Annotated in this window: 16 protein-coding genes; 8 read left to right on the forward strand and 8 right to left on the reverse strand. The window is 72.5% G+C overall.

The window, feature by feature from the left end; genetic code table 11:
* Positions 1–59: 59 nt before the first annotated feature.
* Complete coding sequence (locus tag CLV70_RS29485; RefSeq protein WP_106129890.1) at positions 60–2,066, forward strand: glycosyl hydrolase family 28-related protein; 2,007 nt, start codon at positions 60–62, stop codon at positions 2,064–2,066.
* Between the two features lie 63 nt (positions 2,067–2,129).
* Positions 2,130–3,290 carry a Gfo/Idh/MocA family protein gene (locus CLV70_RS29490; protein ID WP_106129891.1) on the forward strand — a complete coding sequence of 387 codons (1,161 nt, stop codon included), beginning with the start codon at positions 2,130–2,132 and terminating at the stop codon, positions 3,288–3,290.
* Here the strand turns inward: CLV70_RS29490 and CLV70_RS29495 are convergent.
* Positions 3,280–3,954: a TetR/AcrR family transcriptional regulator gene (locus tag CLV70_RS29495; protein WP_106129892.1), complete on the reverse strand. Its 675-nt coding sequence runs from the start codon at positions 3,952–3,954 to the stop codon at positions 3,280–3,282. The genes CLV70_RS29490 and CLV70_RS29495 overlap by 11 nt on opposite strands.
* 104 nt (positions 3,955–4,058) lie before the next feature.
* Here CLV70_RS29495 and CLV70_RS29500 point away from each other — a divergent pair, with 104 nt between their 5' ends.
* Positions 4,059–4,793 carry an SDR family oxidoreductase gene (locus tag CLV70_RS29500; protein ID WP_106129893.1) on the forward strand — a complete coding sequence of 245 codons (735 nt, stop codon included), beginning with the start codon at positions 4,059–4,061 and terminating at the stop codon, positions 4,791–4,793.
* Between the two features lie 15 nt (positions 4,794–4,808).
* Here the strand turns inward: CLV70_RS29500 and CLV70_RS29505 are convergent, their stop codons facing one another.
* The 4 genes from CLV70_RS29505 to CLV70_RS29520 all read right to left on the reverse strand — a co-directional run bounded on the left by CLV70_RS29505 (position 4,809) and on the right by CLV70_RS29520 (position 8,164).
* Positions 4,809–5,705: an ATP-grasp domain-containing protein gene (locus tag CLV70_RS29505; RefSeq protein WP_106129894.1), complete on the reverse strand. Its 897-nt coding sequence runs from the start codon at positions 5,703–5,705 to the stop codon at positions 4,809–4,811.
* 5 nt (positions 5,706–5,710) lie between these two features.
* Entirely contained in the window at positions 5,711–6,958 is a 1,248-nt protein-coding gene (locus CLV70_RS29510) for a hypothetical protein (RefSeq protein WP_106129895.1), read from the reverse strand.
* 81 nt (positions 6,959–7,039) lie between these two features.
* Positions 7,040–7,417: a hypothetical protein gene (locus CLV70_RS29515; protein WP_146164201.1), complete on the reverse strand. Its 378-nt coding sequence runs from the start codon at positions 7,415–7,417 to the stop codon at positions 7,040–7,042.
* A 78-nt stretch (positions 7,418–7,495) separates the two neighbouring features.
* A complete protein-coding gene (locus CLV70_RS29520; protein ID WP_106129897.1) occupies positions 7,496–8,164 on the reverse strand; it encodes a DUF305 domain-containing protein in 669 nt (222 codons plus the stop codon).
* Between the two features lie 125 nt (positions 8,165–8,289).
* Here CLV70_RS29520 and CLV70_RS29525 point away from each other — a divergent pair, with 125 nt between their 5' ends.
* Together CLV70_RS29525 and CLV70_RS29530 are read left to right on the forward strand one after the other, a co-directional pair.
* Positions 8,290–9,732, forward strand: coding sequence for an LVIVD repeat-containing protein (locus tag CLV70_RS29525; RefSeq protein WP_106129898.1), 1,443 nt, complete (start codon positions 8,290–8,292; stop codon positions 9,730–9,732).
* Between the two features lie 141 nt (positions 9,733–9,873).
* Complete coding sequence (locus CLV70_RS29530; RefSeq protein ID WP_106129989.1) at positions 9,874–10,383, forward strand: class I SAM-dependent methyltransferase; 510 nt, start codon at positions 9,874–9,876, stop codon at positions 10,381–10,383.
* Here CLV70_RS29530 and CLV70_RS29535 read toward each other — a convergent pair.
* Entirely contained in the window at positions 10,370–11,188 is an 819-nt protein-coding gene (locus CLV70_RS29535) for a M15 family metallopeptidase (protein ID WP_245908535.1), read from the reverse strand. The two genes, CLV70_RS29530 and CLV70_RS29535, sit on opposite strands and share 14 nt — an antisense overlap.
* Before the next feature lie 383 nt (positions 11,189–11,571).
* On the opposite strand from CLV70_RS29535, the gene CLV70_RS29540 reads away from it, so the two are divergent.
* Genes CLV70_RS29540 through CLV70_RS39870 form a run of 3 tightly spaced genes read left to right on the forward strand, consistent with a single transcriptional unit; the run spans position 11,572 to position 13,093 of the window.
* Entirely contained in the window at positions 11,572–11,805 is a 234-nt protein-coding gene (locus CLV70_RS29540; RefSeq protein WP_106129899.1) for a helix-turn-helix domain-containing protein, read from the forward strand.
* A 23-nt stretch (positions 11,806–11,828) separates the two neighbouring features.
* Positions 11,829–12,926 carry a helix-turn-helix transcriptional regulator gene (locus CLV70_RS29545; protein WP_245908536.1) on the forward strand — a complete coding sequence of 366 codons (1,098 nt, stop codon included), beginning with the start codon at positions 11,829–11,831 and terminating at the stop codon, positions 12,924–12,926.
* Positions 12,926–13,093: a hypothetical protein gene (locus CLV70_RS39870; protein ID WP_158277850.1), complete on the forward strand. Its 168-nt coding sequence runs from the start codon at positions 12,926–12,928 to the stop codon at positions 13,091–13,093. The genes CLV70_RS29545 and CLV70_RS39870 overlap by 1 nt, the downstream gene beginning before the upstream one ends.
* Here CLV70_RS39870 and CLV70_RS29550 read toward each other — a convergent pair.
* Both CLV70_RS29550 and CLV70_RS41320 read right to left on the reverse strand, forming a co-directional pair.
* Positions 13,090–15,015: a carbohydrate-binding protein gene (locus CLV70_RS29550; RefSeq protein ID WP_245908537.1), complete on the reverse strand. Its 1,926-nt coding sequence runs from the start codon at positions 15,013–15,015 to the stop codon at positions 13,090–13,092. The two genes, CLV70_RS39870 and CLV70_RS29550, sit on opposite strands and share 4 nt — an antisense overlap.
* Positions 14,907–15,287, reverse strand: coding sequence for a hypothetical protein (locus CLV70_RS41320; RefSeq protein ID WP_245908538.1), 381 nt, complete (start codon positions 15,285–15,287; stop codon positions 14,907–14,909). The genes CLV70_RS29550 and CLV70_RS41320 overlap by 109 nt, the downstream gene beginning before the upstream one ends.
* Between the last annotated feature and the right edge of the window lie 38 nt (positions 15,288–15,325).

Genomic DNA, 15,325 nt, shown 5'->3' on the forward strand with positions numbered 1-15,325 from the left:
TGGGGTTTGTCACAGGCGACCTAAGGTCACCTCACGCTCCTCACAGAAATGAGTCCCCGATGTCACCTCATCCGAGGCGGGCCGGCGTTCCACCGCGCTGGGCCGTCGTGGCGACCGCGTCCCTCGTCGGGCTCGGACTCGCCGTCGTTCCCGGTGGGGCGGCCGGCGCGGCCGGGTCCGTACCCGTGACCCGGGCCGGTCTTGATCCCGCTCTCGTCTCCGGTCGCGGCGCGACGGTCGGCTTCCTGGAGCAGGAGGCGGAGAACGCCCGCACCACCGGCTCCGTGATCGGCCCCGACCGGGCCGCCTACACCCTGCCCGCGGAGGCGTCCGGCCGCCGGGCGGTGCGCCTCACCCCCGGCCAGTACGTCGAGTTCACGCTGCCCAGGGCCGCGAACGCGATCACCGTCCGCTACGCCCTGCCGGACGCCCCGGGCGGCGGGGGCATCACCGCACCGCTCGGCGTGACGGTGGGCGGCAAGGCTCGCAGGACGATGACGCTCACGTCGCAGTACGCGTACCTCTACAACCAGTACCCGTTCACCAACGACCCGGGCGCTGACCTGCTGCACCCGGACTGGTGGATCACCGAATGCGCCTGCGTGCCGGCGGCCACCACCCCGGCGCCGGTGATCGGCAAGCCGTTCCGGCCGATGCACTTCTACGACGAGCAGCGGCTGCTGCTCGGCCGCACCTACCGGGCCGGCGACAAGGTGCGCCTGACCGCCTCCGCCGGCGCCGCCTGGACGGTCATCGACCTGCTCGACTCCGAGTTGGTCGCTCCGCCGAAGGTGCGCCTCGTCGCCGCGAACGTGCTCGCCTTCGGCGCCGACCCGACCGGCCGGCGCGACTCCGCGGGCGCCGTCGACCGGGCGATCGCGTTCGCCCGCAAGGCGAAGCTCAGGGTCTACGTGCCACCGGGCACGTACCGGGTGGACCGGCACATCGTCGTCGACGACGTCACCATCGAGGGCGCCGGCAGCTGGTACACGATCTTCAAGGGCCGGCAGGTCACCCTGGACCGGCCCGCGCCCGACGGGTCCGTGCACACCGGCGTCGGCTTCTACGGCAGGGACGCCGCCGACGGCGGCAGCCGCAACGTGCACCTGCGCGACTTCGCGATCGAGGGCGACGTCCGCGAGCGCATCGACACCGACCAGGTCAACGGGGTCGGCGGGGCGCTCAGCGACTCCTCGATCGAGGGGCTGCACCTCCGGCACACCAAGGTCGGCATGTGGTTCGACGGCCCGATGCGCAACCTGCGGGTGACCGGCAACGTCATCGTCGACCAGATCGCCGACGCGCTGAACTTCCACACCGGCGTCACGGATTCGGTGGTGAGCCACAACTTCGTCCGCAACACCGGCGACGACGGCCTCGCCATGTGGTCGGAGAAGACGGCCGACGCCGGCAACACGTTCGACCACAACACCGTGCAGACGCCGACGCTGGCGAACGGCATCGCCATCTACGGCGGCACCGGCAACACCGTGTCGGGCAACCTGATCGCGGACCCGATCCGCGAGGGCAGCGGCATCCACGCCGGCTCGCGGTTCGGCGCCGAGCCGTTCGCCGGCCGGCTCACGATCAGGGACAACACCGTCGTACGGGCCGGCACGTACGAGCTGAACTGGAACATCGGGCTCGGGGCGATCTGGTTCTACGCCCTCGACCGGAGCATCGACGCGGACATCCGGGTGACCGGGGACCACTACCTGGACAGCACGTACAACGCGATCATGCTGGTCAGCGAGTGGGGCGTGAAGGACCTGTACCAGATCCGCGGGGTGGCCTTCAAGGACGTCCGGGTCGACGGTACGGGCACCTCCGTCGTCAGCGCCCGCGCCGAGGGATCGGCGTCCTTCGAGAACGTCGACGCCCGGCACGTGGGCGCGGTCGGGGTCAACAACTGCGGCTCGTTCCACTTCACGCCGGCCGGATCGGAGTTCAGCCTGGACGACCGGGGTGGCAACGACGGGGGCTGGCTGGGGCCGTACGTGCCCAACACGATCACCTGCGACGACCGGCCGCCGGTCGTCCCGCCGCCGCCACCGGCCACCTGGTGACGGGGTCCCGCTGACGGGGCGGGCGGCCTTGGCCGCCCGCCCCGGCGCTTCTACGCTGCGCGCATGAGGACCTCGCTGGGCATCGCCGTCGCCGGATTCGGCTGGATGGGTCGCGTCCACACCCAGTCCTACCTGCGGGTGTCGCACCACTTCCCGGATCTTCCCGTACGCCCGCGGCTGCGCGCCGTCGCCGACGAGGTCCCCGGGCGCGCGGAGGAGGCCGCCGACCGGTACGGCTTCGCGACCGCCACCCGGGACTGGCGCGACCTGCTCGCCGACCCGGCCGTCGAGGCGGTCAGCATCGGCGCGCCGAACTTCCTGCACCGCGAGATGGGCGTCGCGTTCGCGCGCGCCGGCAAGCACATCTGGATCGAGAAGCCGGTCGGCCTCACGTCGGCGGACGCGCGGGCGGTTGCCGACGCGGTCCGGGCGGCGGGCGTGCGGGGCACCGTGGGCTTCAACTACCGCAACGCCCCGGCCGTGGCCGCCGCCCGCGACCTCATCGCCGCCGGCGAGCTCGGCGCGGTCACGCACGCCCGCTTCCGCCTGTTCAGCGATTACGCGGCCCACCCGGACGGCGCGCTGAGCTGGCGTTTCGAGCGGGCGCGTGGCGGCAGCGGGGTGCTCGGCGACCTGGCCGCCCACGGCGTCGACCTGGTACGCCACCTGCTCGGCGAGATCGGCGCGCTGGTGGCGGACACGGCGGTGTTCGTGCCGGAGCGGCCCCGGCCCAGCGGGGCGACCGCCGGGCACATGCGGGCCGCCGGCGGGGAGCGCGGAGCCGTGGAGAACGAGGATTACGTGTCCGCCCAGCTCCGGCTGACGTCCGGGGCGCGGGTCGTGCTGGAGGCCAGCCGGGTGGCGGTCGGCGACCAGAACAACTACGGCTTCGAGGTGCACGGCACGCGCGGTGCGGTCGCCTGGGACTTCCGGCGGATGGGCGAGCTCGCGGTCAGCTCCGGCGGGGATTATCAGGACCAGCCCACGCGTACGGTCCACGTCGGACCCGGCCACGGCGAGTACGCCGCCTTCCAACCCGGTGCCGGCATCGCGATGAGCTACGACGATCTGAAGGTGATCGAGGCGGCGCACTTCCTGCGGTCGATCGCGGAGGGCAGGCCGTACGGCGCGACCCTCGACGACGCGGTCCGCAGCGCGGAGGCCCTGGACGCGATGGCCGCGTCGGCCGAGTCCGGGTCCTGGGTGACCCTGGCTACCCGCTGAGCCGGTCCAGCCACTCCCTGAGCAGGGCTTTCTCCCCAGCGGAGAGCGCGTCGAGGCGGGGGAGGGCGGCCCGGAGGGCGACGACCGGACCGACGACGCCGTCCGCACCGGCGGGCGCGTCCGTGGTCACCGCGGCGATGATCGACTCACGGGCCAGCCGGGAGAGCTCCGGGTCGCGCCGCTCCGGCGGGAGGCCGATCAGCTCGAACGTGATGCCCGCTCCGGCCGAGTGGATCAGGTGCGCGGCGCGCTCCTCGCTGACCCGCAGGCGGCCCGCCTCGGCGATGCGGCGCACCTGGCCGGCGAGGATGTCCGCCGCGGCGCGGGCCGCGGGGGACTCGGCGCCCGGCTGCGGCTCCCCGTAGATGAGCGCGTAGTACGCCGGGTTCTCCAGCCCGAACCCGACGTGCAGGTCCCAGCCGCGGCGCAGGTCGTCGACCGGGTCGTCGGTCTTCGCCATGCTGCTCTTGTCGCGCAGGTACGCCTCGAACCCGTGGCTCGCCACGGCGTCGAGCAGCCCCTGCTTGTCCCCGAACAGCCGGTAGATGGCCGGTGCCTGGACGCCCGCCGCGGTGCACACCGCCCGCGTCGACACCGCCTCCCGGCCGCCCGCGGTGAGCAGCGTGGCGGCGGCTTCGATGATCCGCTCCCGGGTTCCCGTCATTCCCTGCACGGTAACGACGATAACACTCACCCATTAGCGGCTTGACGTTAGCGCCGCTACCGTGGCAACGTTAGCGACGTTGGCAATCAGTGAGGAGATGAACCATGACCGAGAACCAGCGCGTCGCGATCGTCACCGGCGGCTCCCGCGGCATCGGCCGGGCCGTCGCCGAGCGCCTGGCCGCCGACGGCCAGGCCGTGGTGGTGGGCTACGCGGGCAACCAGGCGGAGGCCGAGGCGGCCGTCGAGACCATCGGGAAGGCGGGCGGCCGGGCCGTCGCGGTCCGGGCCGACGTCGCCGAGCCGGCCGCGGTCGGCGCCCTCTTCGACACGGCCGAGCAGCGGTACGGCGGGGTCGACGTGGTCGTCAACGCGGCCGGGATCATGATCCTGTCCCCGCTCGCCGAGCTCGACCTGGACGCCCTCGACCGGATGCACCGCACCAACATCCGCGGCACCTTCGTGGTGGCCCGGGAGGCGGCCGGGCGGGTCCGGGCCGGCGGCGCGATCATCAACTTCTCCACCTCGGTCACCCGCCTGCACCTGCCGGCCTATTCGGCGTACGCGGCGAGCAAGGCGGCGGTGGAGGCGATCAGCCCGATCCTCGCCAAGGAGCTCCGCGGCCGGGACATCACCGTCAACGCGGTGGCTCCCGGGCCCACGGCGACCGCGCTCTTCCTCGACGGCAAGAGCGACCAGCAGATCCAGCAGATCGCCGGGCAGAACCCGATGCAGCGCCTCGGCCGGCCCGAGGACATCGCCGAGGTGGTGTCCACCCTGGCCGGCCCGGCCCGCTGGATCAACGGCCAGACCGTCTACGTCAACGGCGGCGCCGCCTGACGGGTCCCGCCCCGGTCACGCGGAGGCGCGGGCGATGATCGCCTCCGCGTAGTGCGCGCACTGCGCGGGGAACAGCGGGAAGAACTTCACCGGCGCCACCATCTCCACCTCGAGCAGGAGCAGGCCGGACGGCGACGCCGGGTCGATGATGAAGTCGAGGCGTACGGACAGCGGCTCGTTGGAGAGCAGGTTGCGCAGCTCGTGGTAGCTCTGGCGGATCACGCGTTCCTGCTGCGCGGTGAGCCCGGGATACGGCTGCGGGTCCGGGTGGAACGCCCGGGCCTGGTCGCCGGGGCGCAGGATGGCCGCCTTCGTCACGGCGTGCGAGATGGCCCCGTCCAGGGTGACGACGCCGAGCTCCCGGTGCGTGTCGATCGCCGTCACGTACGGCTGGACGATCGCCGTGCCGAGCTCACGCAGGTACGCGGCCAGCGCCGGCACCTGCTCCACGGTGAACTCCCGGGCGCCGAGGGTGCCGCCGGCCGCGATCGGCTTCGCCACGACCGTGGGCCGGGCGGCGTCCACCGTCCGGAAGAGGTCACGGAGCGCGTCCGGGTCGGGCCGCTCGACCAGCGTGGTCGGCACGATGGGCACGCCCGCGTCGCCGAGCCGGGAGAGGTAGCGCTTGTTCGAGCCCAGCGCGATCGCGTCGAGCGGGTTCAGCAGCCGGGTGCCGTCGAGCTCGCGGGCCCACAGCCACTCGTCGAAGGCGGAGAGGTCGTCCCACATGCTCCACGGCGACTGGAGCACCACGGCGTCGTAGCCGGCCCACTCCACCCGCTCGCCGCCGTCCCAGTTGACGATCTCCGGGGTGGCGCCGCGGTCCCGCAGCTCCCGGGCCACCAGCGGGCTGTCGGCGTCCCGCCAGAGCGGGTCGGGGAAGCCGCGCGAGGTGACCAGGGCGATCCGCATGGTGCTCAGCGTGCCCCGGCGATCCGGGGCCGCCCGGCGGTCGGCTGGGCCCAGGACGGCAGCTCGCGCCGCCCGGACCGGCCCGTCCGCACCTCCTGCGTCACCACCGGCTGGGTGGTCTCGACGGCGGCCGGCAGCGGCACGACCTGGGTGGCGTCGGCCTCGGCGGCCATCGCCCCGGCCGGCACGACCTGCGTGACCTCGTCCTGGCCCGGCACCCGCTGGGCGGGCACCCGCGTCTTCACCACCTGGGTCGCGTCCGCCTGGGCCCGCACGACCTGGGTCGCGTCCGCCTGGGTCCGCACCACCTGGGTCGCGTCCGCCTCGCGGGCGACGCCGAGCACCGGCTGCGTGGTGGCCGTCTCGATCGCGCCCGCCGGGACCGGCTGGGTGACCGCCGAGCCGTCGTCGCCGATGCCGAGCCCGGCGAGCCCGGCGGCGTCGCCCGCCTCTGCGGCCACCGTCGCGATCGGGACCGCACTCAGCACGACCTTGTCCCGGATGGCCCGGTCGAGGATCTCCCGCGCCGCTTCCGGCAGCGCCTGCCGGGCCGCGTCCGCGAGCGCCTGGGCGGCGGTGACCTCGGTGCGCAGCGTCCGGATGGCGGCGGTCGCCACGTCGGCGGCCTTCCAGGCGGCGTCCTCGGCGTCCAGCGCCTTCTGGTACGCCGCGAAGCGGTGGCTGACCGCGGCCCGGGCCAGCACGAGCTCCTGCTCCACCGGGTGCAGCTCCGGGTCCCAGCCGTTGCGGTGGGTCAGCGCGTCCAGCAGCTGATCGTCGGAGAGGTCGCCGCGGCGGTGGGCGGCCTGCGCGGCCCGGCGCAGCGCCTGAGCCCGGTCGTCCCGCTCGTCGGCCGGGGACTCGCTCCCGGGGGTCGCGTACGCGGCGGCGCGCCGGGCGCGTTCCAGGGCGGCGTCCGCGTCCTGCCACGCCTGCCAGGCCTGCTCCACGGCGGCCTGCGCCTGCTGGCACTCCTCCCGGCGGCGCTCCGCGGTGGCGGCGGCGCCCCGGGCGGCCACGGCGATCTCCTCCGCGTACCGGACGGTCTCCTGCGCCTCCGCGGCCCGGCCCAGCATGTCGGCGCGCTTCTGCGCGGCCGAGTCGGCGAGCCAGGCGCTGATCTGCCGCGGGCGGCGTACGCCGTTCGGCAGGGCGAGGCCGCCGAGCGCGACGACGGCCAGCACGATGAGTCCGAGCCAGATGACGGCCACCCGGCCGCTGTTGCCGACGAGGAGATCGAACGCGAATTCCATGTCCTGTTCCTTTTCCACCAACGAGCGCCATTAATCGATCTACCCCGATTCGCGGACGCGGACCGGGGGACTGCCGGTCGATCAGGCGGAGGCGGGAGGCGCTCGCGGCCCGGCCGCGGCGCCGCTGAACTGGCTGTTCAGACGGGTGTTGCGGGCCGGTGCACCGACGGCGGGCGGCACCGCGGCGGGCGGGACGGAAACGGCCGGACCGGCGGTCAGCGGCGCGAGGGAGTAGGACGGTGAGCCGGGGCCGGCGGCGAGGACCTCAGCGGCCGGCGCGACCGCGGGGGCCGCGACGACGGAGCTGACGGCAGTGACGGAGCTGACGGTGCTGACGGCGGTGACGGGCGCGGGGGTCGGCTCGCCGGCCGCGGCGACGCCGGCCCCGCCGAGGAGGGCGAGGAAGAGGGACGCGACGAGCGACAAGCGCGTCCGCCGCAGCACACCCCTCACATCCACACCGGACAACCTATCGAAGAATGCCTGGTCGGCGCACCTCCGGCGGGCGGACCGTGATCGACGCAACGGCGCGCGGGCTCACCGGATCGCGAGCTGGGCCATCCGCCGGATCTCGCTGCCTTGTTCGACCGCCATCTCATTGGCCAGCTCACGGAGCTGCTGGTCGCTGCCGCCGCCGAGCACATCGCCGGCCATCCGGATCGCGCCCCGGTGATGGGCTGTCATCATCGCGACGAACTTCCGGTCGAACGCGGCGCCGTCGAGCCCGGCCAGGGCCGCCATGTCGGCGTCGGACTGCATGCCGGGCATGGTGCCGTGATCGTGCCCGGCGCCGGCCGGCAGCCGGCGATCGCGCAGCCAGCCCTGCATCCACCGCATCTCGGGGGCCTGGGCCGCGCCGATGCGGGCGGCGAGGGCCCGCAGCCGGGCGTCGCCGGCCCGCTCCGGTGCCAGCTTCGCCATCTCGATCGCCTGACCGTGGTGGACGATCATCATCTGGACGAACGTCGTGTCGATCGCGTTGTACGTCGGCGCGTCCGGCGGCCTGACCTTGTCGGAGTCCGTGACCACCGCGGGGTCGCCCGGCTTGCCCGGCAGGACCACCCGCTCGGGCGCCACCGAACCGGCCGAGGGCCGGGGCGCCGCGGCCGACCGGTCGCCGCCCGAGCGCGCGGCGACCGCGGCGCCACCCGCGCCCAGCACCACCGCACCCGCGATGACCAGCGTCAATGTCCTCTGCCGACCCATCGATTCCTCCCGGCCTGGAGAACGTGGTTCCCCGGTTCACCTCTGAGCACTATCGTAACGATGGACGTGAATGCGCATCGGCCGTACACCATCCTGATCCCGGTGCGTCAGCCGGAAGGAGCTCCATGAAGCACTCAGCCCCACGAGGGCGGCGGCTCAAGCGCCTGGCGTGCCTGGGCGCCGCGACGGTCGTCGCCGGGCTGCTCGCGGCGCCGTCGAGCGGTGCCGCGCAGGCCGCCCCGGCCGATCCGGGCACGCCGCCCGGCGTCGACGAGGTCGCCAGCACGCCCAACCTCAACCAGGTCGCGTACCTCCCGAAGACCGGCCCGTTCGCCACCTCCACCAACTCGGACTGGGCGTTCCAGGGCAACTACGCGTTCGGCGGCAACTACAACGGCTTCGCGGTGTACGACATCACGAACCCGAAGGCGCCGGTGGTCGCCACCCAGGTGCTCTGCCCCGGTTCGCAGAACGACATCTCGGTCTACGGCAACCTGCTCTTCCTGGGCACGGACTCGCAGCGCACCAACGACTCCTGCGACAACTCCGCCTCCTCGAACGCCACCCCCGGCGACCGCTGGGAGGGCATCAAGGTCTTCGACATCAGCGACCCGGTGACGCCGAGGTACCTGAAGTCGGTCAAGACCACGTGCGGCTCGCACACCCAGACGCTCGTGCCGGGCAAGGCGGGCGACAACTCCGTCTACCTGTACGTGTCGTCGTACAACCTGGCCGCGACGGACCAGCCGAACTGCGCCCTGCCGCACGACAAGATCTCGATCGTGCGGGTGCCCCGGGCGGACCCGCAGGCCGCGTCGGTCGTCGCCACCCCGGTGCTGTTCCCGGACGGCGGCTACCCCGGCGGCTCCCAGGGTCAGTCGGCGACGACGGGCTGCCACGACATCACCGCGTACCCGGAGAAGGACATCGCCGCGGGCGCCTGCATGGGTGACGGCGTGCTGTTCGACATCTCCGTACGCTCGGCGCCGAAGGTGATCACCACCGTCCGCGACACCGAGAACTTCGCCTTCTGGCACTCGGCGACGTTCAACAACAACGCCACCAAGGTCGTCTTCACCGACGAGCTCGGCGGCGGCGGCGCGGCGACCTGCAACCCGGAGATCGGCCCGGAGCGCGGCGCCGACGCCATCTACGACATCGTCGGCCGCGGCAACAACCGCAAGCTGGAGTTCCGCAGCTACTTCAAGATCCCGCGCACCAACACCGACACCGAGAACTGCGTGGCGCACAACGGCTCGCTGATCCCGGTGCCGGGCCGCGACATCATGGTGCAGGCGTGGTACCAGGGCGGCATCTCGGTCTGGGACTTCACCGACTCGTCCAACCCGAAGGAGCTCGCGTACTGGGAGCGCGGCCCGATCTCGGCCACCCAGTTCGTGAGCGGCGGTTCGTGGTCGGCGTACTGGTACAACGGCTTCATCTACTCCAACGACATCGCCAAGGGCGTCGACGTCCTGGAGCTGAAGGACATCCGGACCAATGCGGCCCGCCGGGCGCACACGGATGAGTTCAACGCCCAGTCGCAGGACAACTACCGCAACTGGTGACGACCTGAGTCACAGGTCCGGTCCCTATCGGGGCCGGACCTGTGCGCGTCTGGCAGGGTTCGAGGCGTGGAGAACCTCTGGCTGCAGAAGATCGCCGAGAACCCCGGCCACTCGAAGTGGTACATCGAGCGCTTCCGGGCGATGGCTGCGAAGGGCGACGACCTCGCCGGCGAGGCGCGGCTGATCGACGCCATGGTCCCGCGCGGCGCCCGCATCCTGGACGCGGGCTGCGGCACCGGCCGCGTCGGCGCCCACCTCGCCGCCGCCGGCCACGACGTCACGGGCGTCGACCTGGACCCGCAGCTGATCGCCGCCGCCCACGAGGACCACCCGGGCCCGCGCTGGCTGGTCGGCGACCTGGCCGAGCTCGACCTCCCGGAGCGCTTCGACGTGATCGTCTCGGCCGGCAACGTGATGACCTTCGTGGCGCCCTCCACCCGCGTCACGATCCTCCGCCGGCTGCGCGCCCACCTCGCCGACGGCGGCCGGCTGGTGATCGGCTTCGGCGCCGGCCGCGGCTACGACTTCGCCGACTTCCGCACCGACGCCGCCTCCGCCGGCCTGGCCCCCGCCCTCCAGCTGGGCACCTGGGACCTGCGCCCATTCACCGAGGACTCGGACTTCCTCGTCGCGGTGCTCACCTGTTCGTAGTGCTGAAGTGCATGTAGTCCTTCAGCGTGCGCCAGCGTCCGCCCCAGGCGAGGCCGTTGGCGGTGAATGCGCGTACGGCGCCGGTCGCGTGCATCATGCCCCGGCGGTACGGGGTCCGGGCGAGGAAGCCCGCGCCCGACCGGGGGTCGATGTACGAGCCGCGGATCATCGGGTTCTGCACCGGGTTCACGTCGATGGCGAGCCCGTACGCGTGCTGTGACAGCGTTTTGCTCCCGGCCACGGCCCGGCAGCTGTAGCCGGAGGTGACGGTGGCCATGTCGGTGATCCACGGCGCGTTGATCGACATCGGGCTCATCCCCATGATCCGGAAGCGCATCCGGTAGAGCGTGAGGAACGCGCGCTGCACCCGGCGGGCGATCGTCTCGTGCACCACGATGCTGCCGGTGCGGGCGACGCCGTAGAAGTCGATGTACGTGACCCACACCTTGCGCAGGTCGGCGGGCAGCACCGGGCACTTCTTGCGCGGATCCCAGTTGACCGCCGCCGGGGTGACCGGCTCCACCCGGGATCGCCAGCCGGTGAGCGGTGCCGGCGGCCTGCCCACGTGCAGCACGCCGTCCACGCTGGGCTGGTTGGGCTTCACGATGCCGTTCCAGGCGCGCAGCTGGGCCGGTCTGACCCCGTACACGGCGGCGATCTTCTTGATCGTCTCGCCCGGCCGCACGACGTGGTAGGGCGGCGTGGACGCGGCCGGTGAGGCCGGTGCCCGGGGCGAGGCCTGAACCGGAATCCCCGGACAGACAGGCATGATCAGGGCGGCGAGAATTACGACGAACGTCTTCATCCCCACCATTACGCCCCGGCGGAGCATGATCATGGGCGGGAATCGGCAAACCGGGCGGACCGGTTCCGACGTCCCCCGTCGAACGTCGGAGCCGGCCCTGCGACGTGTCCTGCCCGTACCCGTGGCGGCGAGGTGCGGGGCCCGGACCCACCGGGCGCGGAGGCGGACCGATCGTCCCGTCCCCGTGCCAAGCCAGAGTGCGGAGCAGGCCGCGGGTTGGTCAACGGACCACTGTTGCCCGACCGCAAATTTGCGGGATCCGGAAGTTGGGCGGGTGCGGTTTTGCGCAATCGCGCGCCGCGCGCCCGGGGAGCCCTGGACCGCCGCCGAAGCGCTGTGGTTGCATGCGGCCGTGACTGGTACACCCGAACGGAGCAGCAGCTTTGCCGAAGATCATCCTGTCCGACCGCGAGCGTGAGCTGGTGGCCCTGCTGGCACAGGGGCACACCGACGTCTCCGCGGCCGAGCAGCTCGGCATCAGCGCGCGGTCCGTGACGAACATTCTGCGCAGCCTGATGGACCGGCTGGGCGTCGACAACCGCTTTCAGCTCGGCCTGGCTCTCGGCTTCCTCCGCAAGGCCAACGTTCCGGGTCCGTCCGTGGGAAGCGATGGTTGACGCTGTCGATGAGAATCGATGGAGTGACGAGCACCCCGGTTCCCCTCGGCGCCGCCGTACCCTCCCTGGTCCGCTGGGGACTCACCAGCGACGCCGACCTCGTCTTCCGCACCCTCGTGACGTTCGGTCCCCGCACCGAGCGCACCCTCGCCGTCGAGCTGGGGCTGCCCGGCCGCCGCACCGCCGAGGCGCTCGCCGAGCTGCGGGAGTCCGGCGCGGCGGTGTCCACGGACGACTCCCGCACCACTACCCGCATCTGGACCGCCCGGCGGCCCGCCGCGGTGGTCACGATGCTGCGCTCGCGGCGGCTGCGCCTCGTCGACGCGCCCACCAGGGCGCAGGCCCACCACGGCGTCGTCCGCGCCCTGAAGACCGCCGGCGTCGCCGCCTCCCTGCCGGTCGGCACCCTGCCGGGCCTGCCCGGCACCTTCGCCGACGACCTGCGCTACCTGCCCTCCCGTGAGCTCACCCGGGTCCGCGTCGCCGAGGTGCTCGGCGGGCCGATCCGGGAGGTCCTGACGATGAGCAACGAGCAGGTCATCGACGCGGCCTCCGCCCGCGCCGGCGCACCGCTGGACATGGACATGCACCAGCGCGGTGTCCACATGCGCTTGCTGGCGATGCCGCCGGCCGACGGGGATCCGCTGGACATCAGCGGGCACCTGATCAACGGCACCACGTTCCAGCGCCGCGAGAGCCCCGCGGTGCCGTTGAAACTGATCCTCGTGGACCGGCGGCTGGCGCTCTTCCCCGCCGATCCGCAGGACCTCGAACGCGGTTACGTGGAGGCCGGCGGCGCCGTCGCTCGGGCACTGACAAGTCTCTTCGATCGGCACTGGACCGACGCCGCGACGGCACCGCAGCCCAGCGTCGCGCCGATCGTCCTCTCCGACCGGGAGCGGAGCCTGATCACCCTGCTCGCCGCGGGCCACACCGACCACACGGCTGCCCAGCGGCTGCGGATCAGCGCCCGCTCGGTAACCGGCATCATGCGTCACCTCATGGACCGTCTCGGCGTGGAGAACCGGTTCCAGCTCGGGTTGGCGCTCGGCTCCCTGCGAGTCGTGGCGCCGCCATCCCTCACATCCGATCCGTCCCACGATCACGATCCGGAGTCCTGATGTCATCGAAGTTCTACGCCGTCGTTCTCGCCGTCGTCGCGGCCCTGGCGCTCGTGGTGGGGGCCTACGCGGGCACCGCGCCGACCCCCGGCGGCGCGCCCGACCGCGTCGTCGCGGCCGTCCCGCCGCCGGACGGACCGGGCGGCACCTGCGTCAGCTGCGTCTAAAGGTCCGAGAGGCGGAGATAGTCGAGGTTGAAGCCGCCGGTCTCGCAGTAGACGGTGACGAGCTGGTCGCCCGCGGCCAGCTCGACCGTCGCGTGCACCGACTGGTACGAGCCCCAGCCGCCGGTGTCGGGCGCCGTGACCGTGGCCAGCACCGTGCCGGCCGCGTCCCGGAAGGACACCGCGTCCGGGGCGGCGGCGCCCGTGCCGTTGGCGACCCGTAGCTCCAGGTCGTAGGTGCCGGGCTCGGCGAGGTCGACCCGGTAGGTCAGCCAGTTGCCGGGCGCGGTCCAGCCGACGTTGCGGCCGCCGCTCGCCGACGGGTTGTTCTCGACGAAGTTGGCCCCGCCGTCGGTCCAGCCGTGCTGGCCGGCGTACGCCTCGGCCTCGACGCGTACGCCGGCCGGGGCGCCGCGCGGGGTCACCGTCACGTGCACGGTGACCTGGTCGCGGGCCCGGCCGTCGGTGACGTAGAAGGTCAGATCCTGGCTGCCGGCGGTGGTCGGGCGCAGGGTCATCACGCCGGTGGCCGCGTCCACCGAGACGCCCTCGGGCAGGTCGACCGCGTAGTACGCGAGCCGGTCACGGTCCCGGTCGGTGGCGGACAGCCGTACCTGGGCGGTGCCGTACTGGTCGGCCGTCACCGCGGGCACGTCCCGCAGGACCGGTGCGTGGTTGCGCCTCGGCGGCACCGCGGCCGTCCAGCGGTACGTCGCGTACGCGCCGGCCGGGACCTTCACCACGAAGGAACGGCCGGCGAGCTGCACGCGTACGGTCGCATCGGCGGTGTTGGTGTTGCCCAGGATGGCGACGTAGTCGTTGTGGTCGCGGTAGACGACGTTGCTGATCCCGGCGGAACTCGCGCTGGACTCGACCCGCACGTGTTCCGGCGTCAGGTGGCGAGCGAACTGGCCGATCGCGTAGAGCTCGTCGCGTACGGTGAAATCGCGGGTCGTGGTGTCGACCTTGACCAGGCGATTCGGCCACTTGGTGGTGCGGCCGACCTCCTCCCAGTCCACGTTGTTGTCCCGCTTGTCCGTCCAGTGCAGCGTGCCGCCGTCCTGGTCGGTGGTCTGCGCCCACATCACGTACGAGCTCGCGTCGAGCCGGAAGTAGTTCAGGATCGTCGCCGGGTTGAGGTCGCTGGTCTCGGTCAGGTGCACCGGCTTGCCGTACTGCTCGTACGCCTCCCGCATGACCGCCGGATCGCCCCAGTACGGGTGGAACGCGATCCCGTCCGCGGCCCGCAGTGCCTTCGGGTCGTCGAAGATCCGGTGGTAGTTCTTGGTCTCGGTGCTGTTCGGGTCGCGCCAGTCCCAGAAGTTGAAGTCGTGCACGTAGAGCGAGGTCCGCAGGCGGGCGGCGGCCAGCTCCCGCTTGATCGCGACGGAGAGCCTCTGCTGCTGGGCGACGCTGATGTCCATGGCCGGATAGACCACGTCCATGCCCGGCTCGTTCAGCAGGGTCAGCGCCTCCACGTGGATCCCGTGCCGCGCGTACGCCTGCAAATACTTCACGTAGTACCGGGCGAACACGTCGATGCAGTCGTCCCGCAGCTTGCCCACCTGGTAGTGCGCCGTGGTGCTGCCGGGCAGCAGCGCCACCTCGCCGGTGAACCGGTTGTTCGTCTTCATCCACGCCGGAGCGCTCCACGCCGAGGCGAAGAAGGTGGCCCGCGGGTTGTAGCGCTGGATCAGCTTGACGGTGTCGACGATGTGCAGGTCGAGGTCGCGCTGGATGGAGAAATGCCGGAGCTTGAAGTCCTCGGTCACCCCGGCGGGCAACTCGTCGTAGGACCAGAACGGCAGGTGCTCGATCAGGTCGGGGCTGCCGATGGTGAGCCGGAACCGGTCGAGGCCGGCCCCGGTGCGCGGGTCGACGAGCAGGCGGATGGCCTCCTCGCGCTTGGCGGGGTGAGTTTCCACAGGTTGGAGACGCTGGTCTCGTCGATGGAGAAGCCGATGCCGGCGTAGCGCTGCCGGACCTGGCTCGGATCCACGACGACCGTGGCGTCGGTGGGTGCGCCGGCGTCGCTGCCGGCGTACGTGGTGGGCAGGGACCTCCAGCTGGGCGACCCGGCGGCGTATGTGCCGGTGACGGGTTCGCCGCGGTGGGTGGCGGTGGCCGGTCCGGCGGGGCCGGCCACGGCCGCCACCGTGGTCAGGGCCGCCAGGGCCGCGGTCAGAGAGCGCCTCACAGAGCCTCCTCAAGGGATTCGACGGTTTGCAGCCTTGT

It is taken from the genome of Pseudosporangium ferrugineum, assembly GCF_003002065.1.
Lineage (GTDB): Bacteria > Actinomycetota > Actinomycetes > Mycobacteriales > Micromonosporaceae > Actinoplanes > Actinoplanes ferrugineus_A.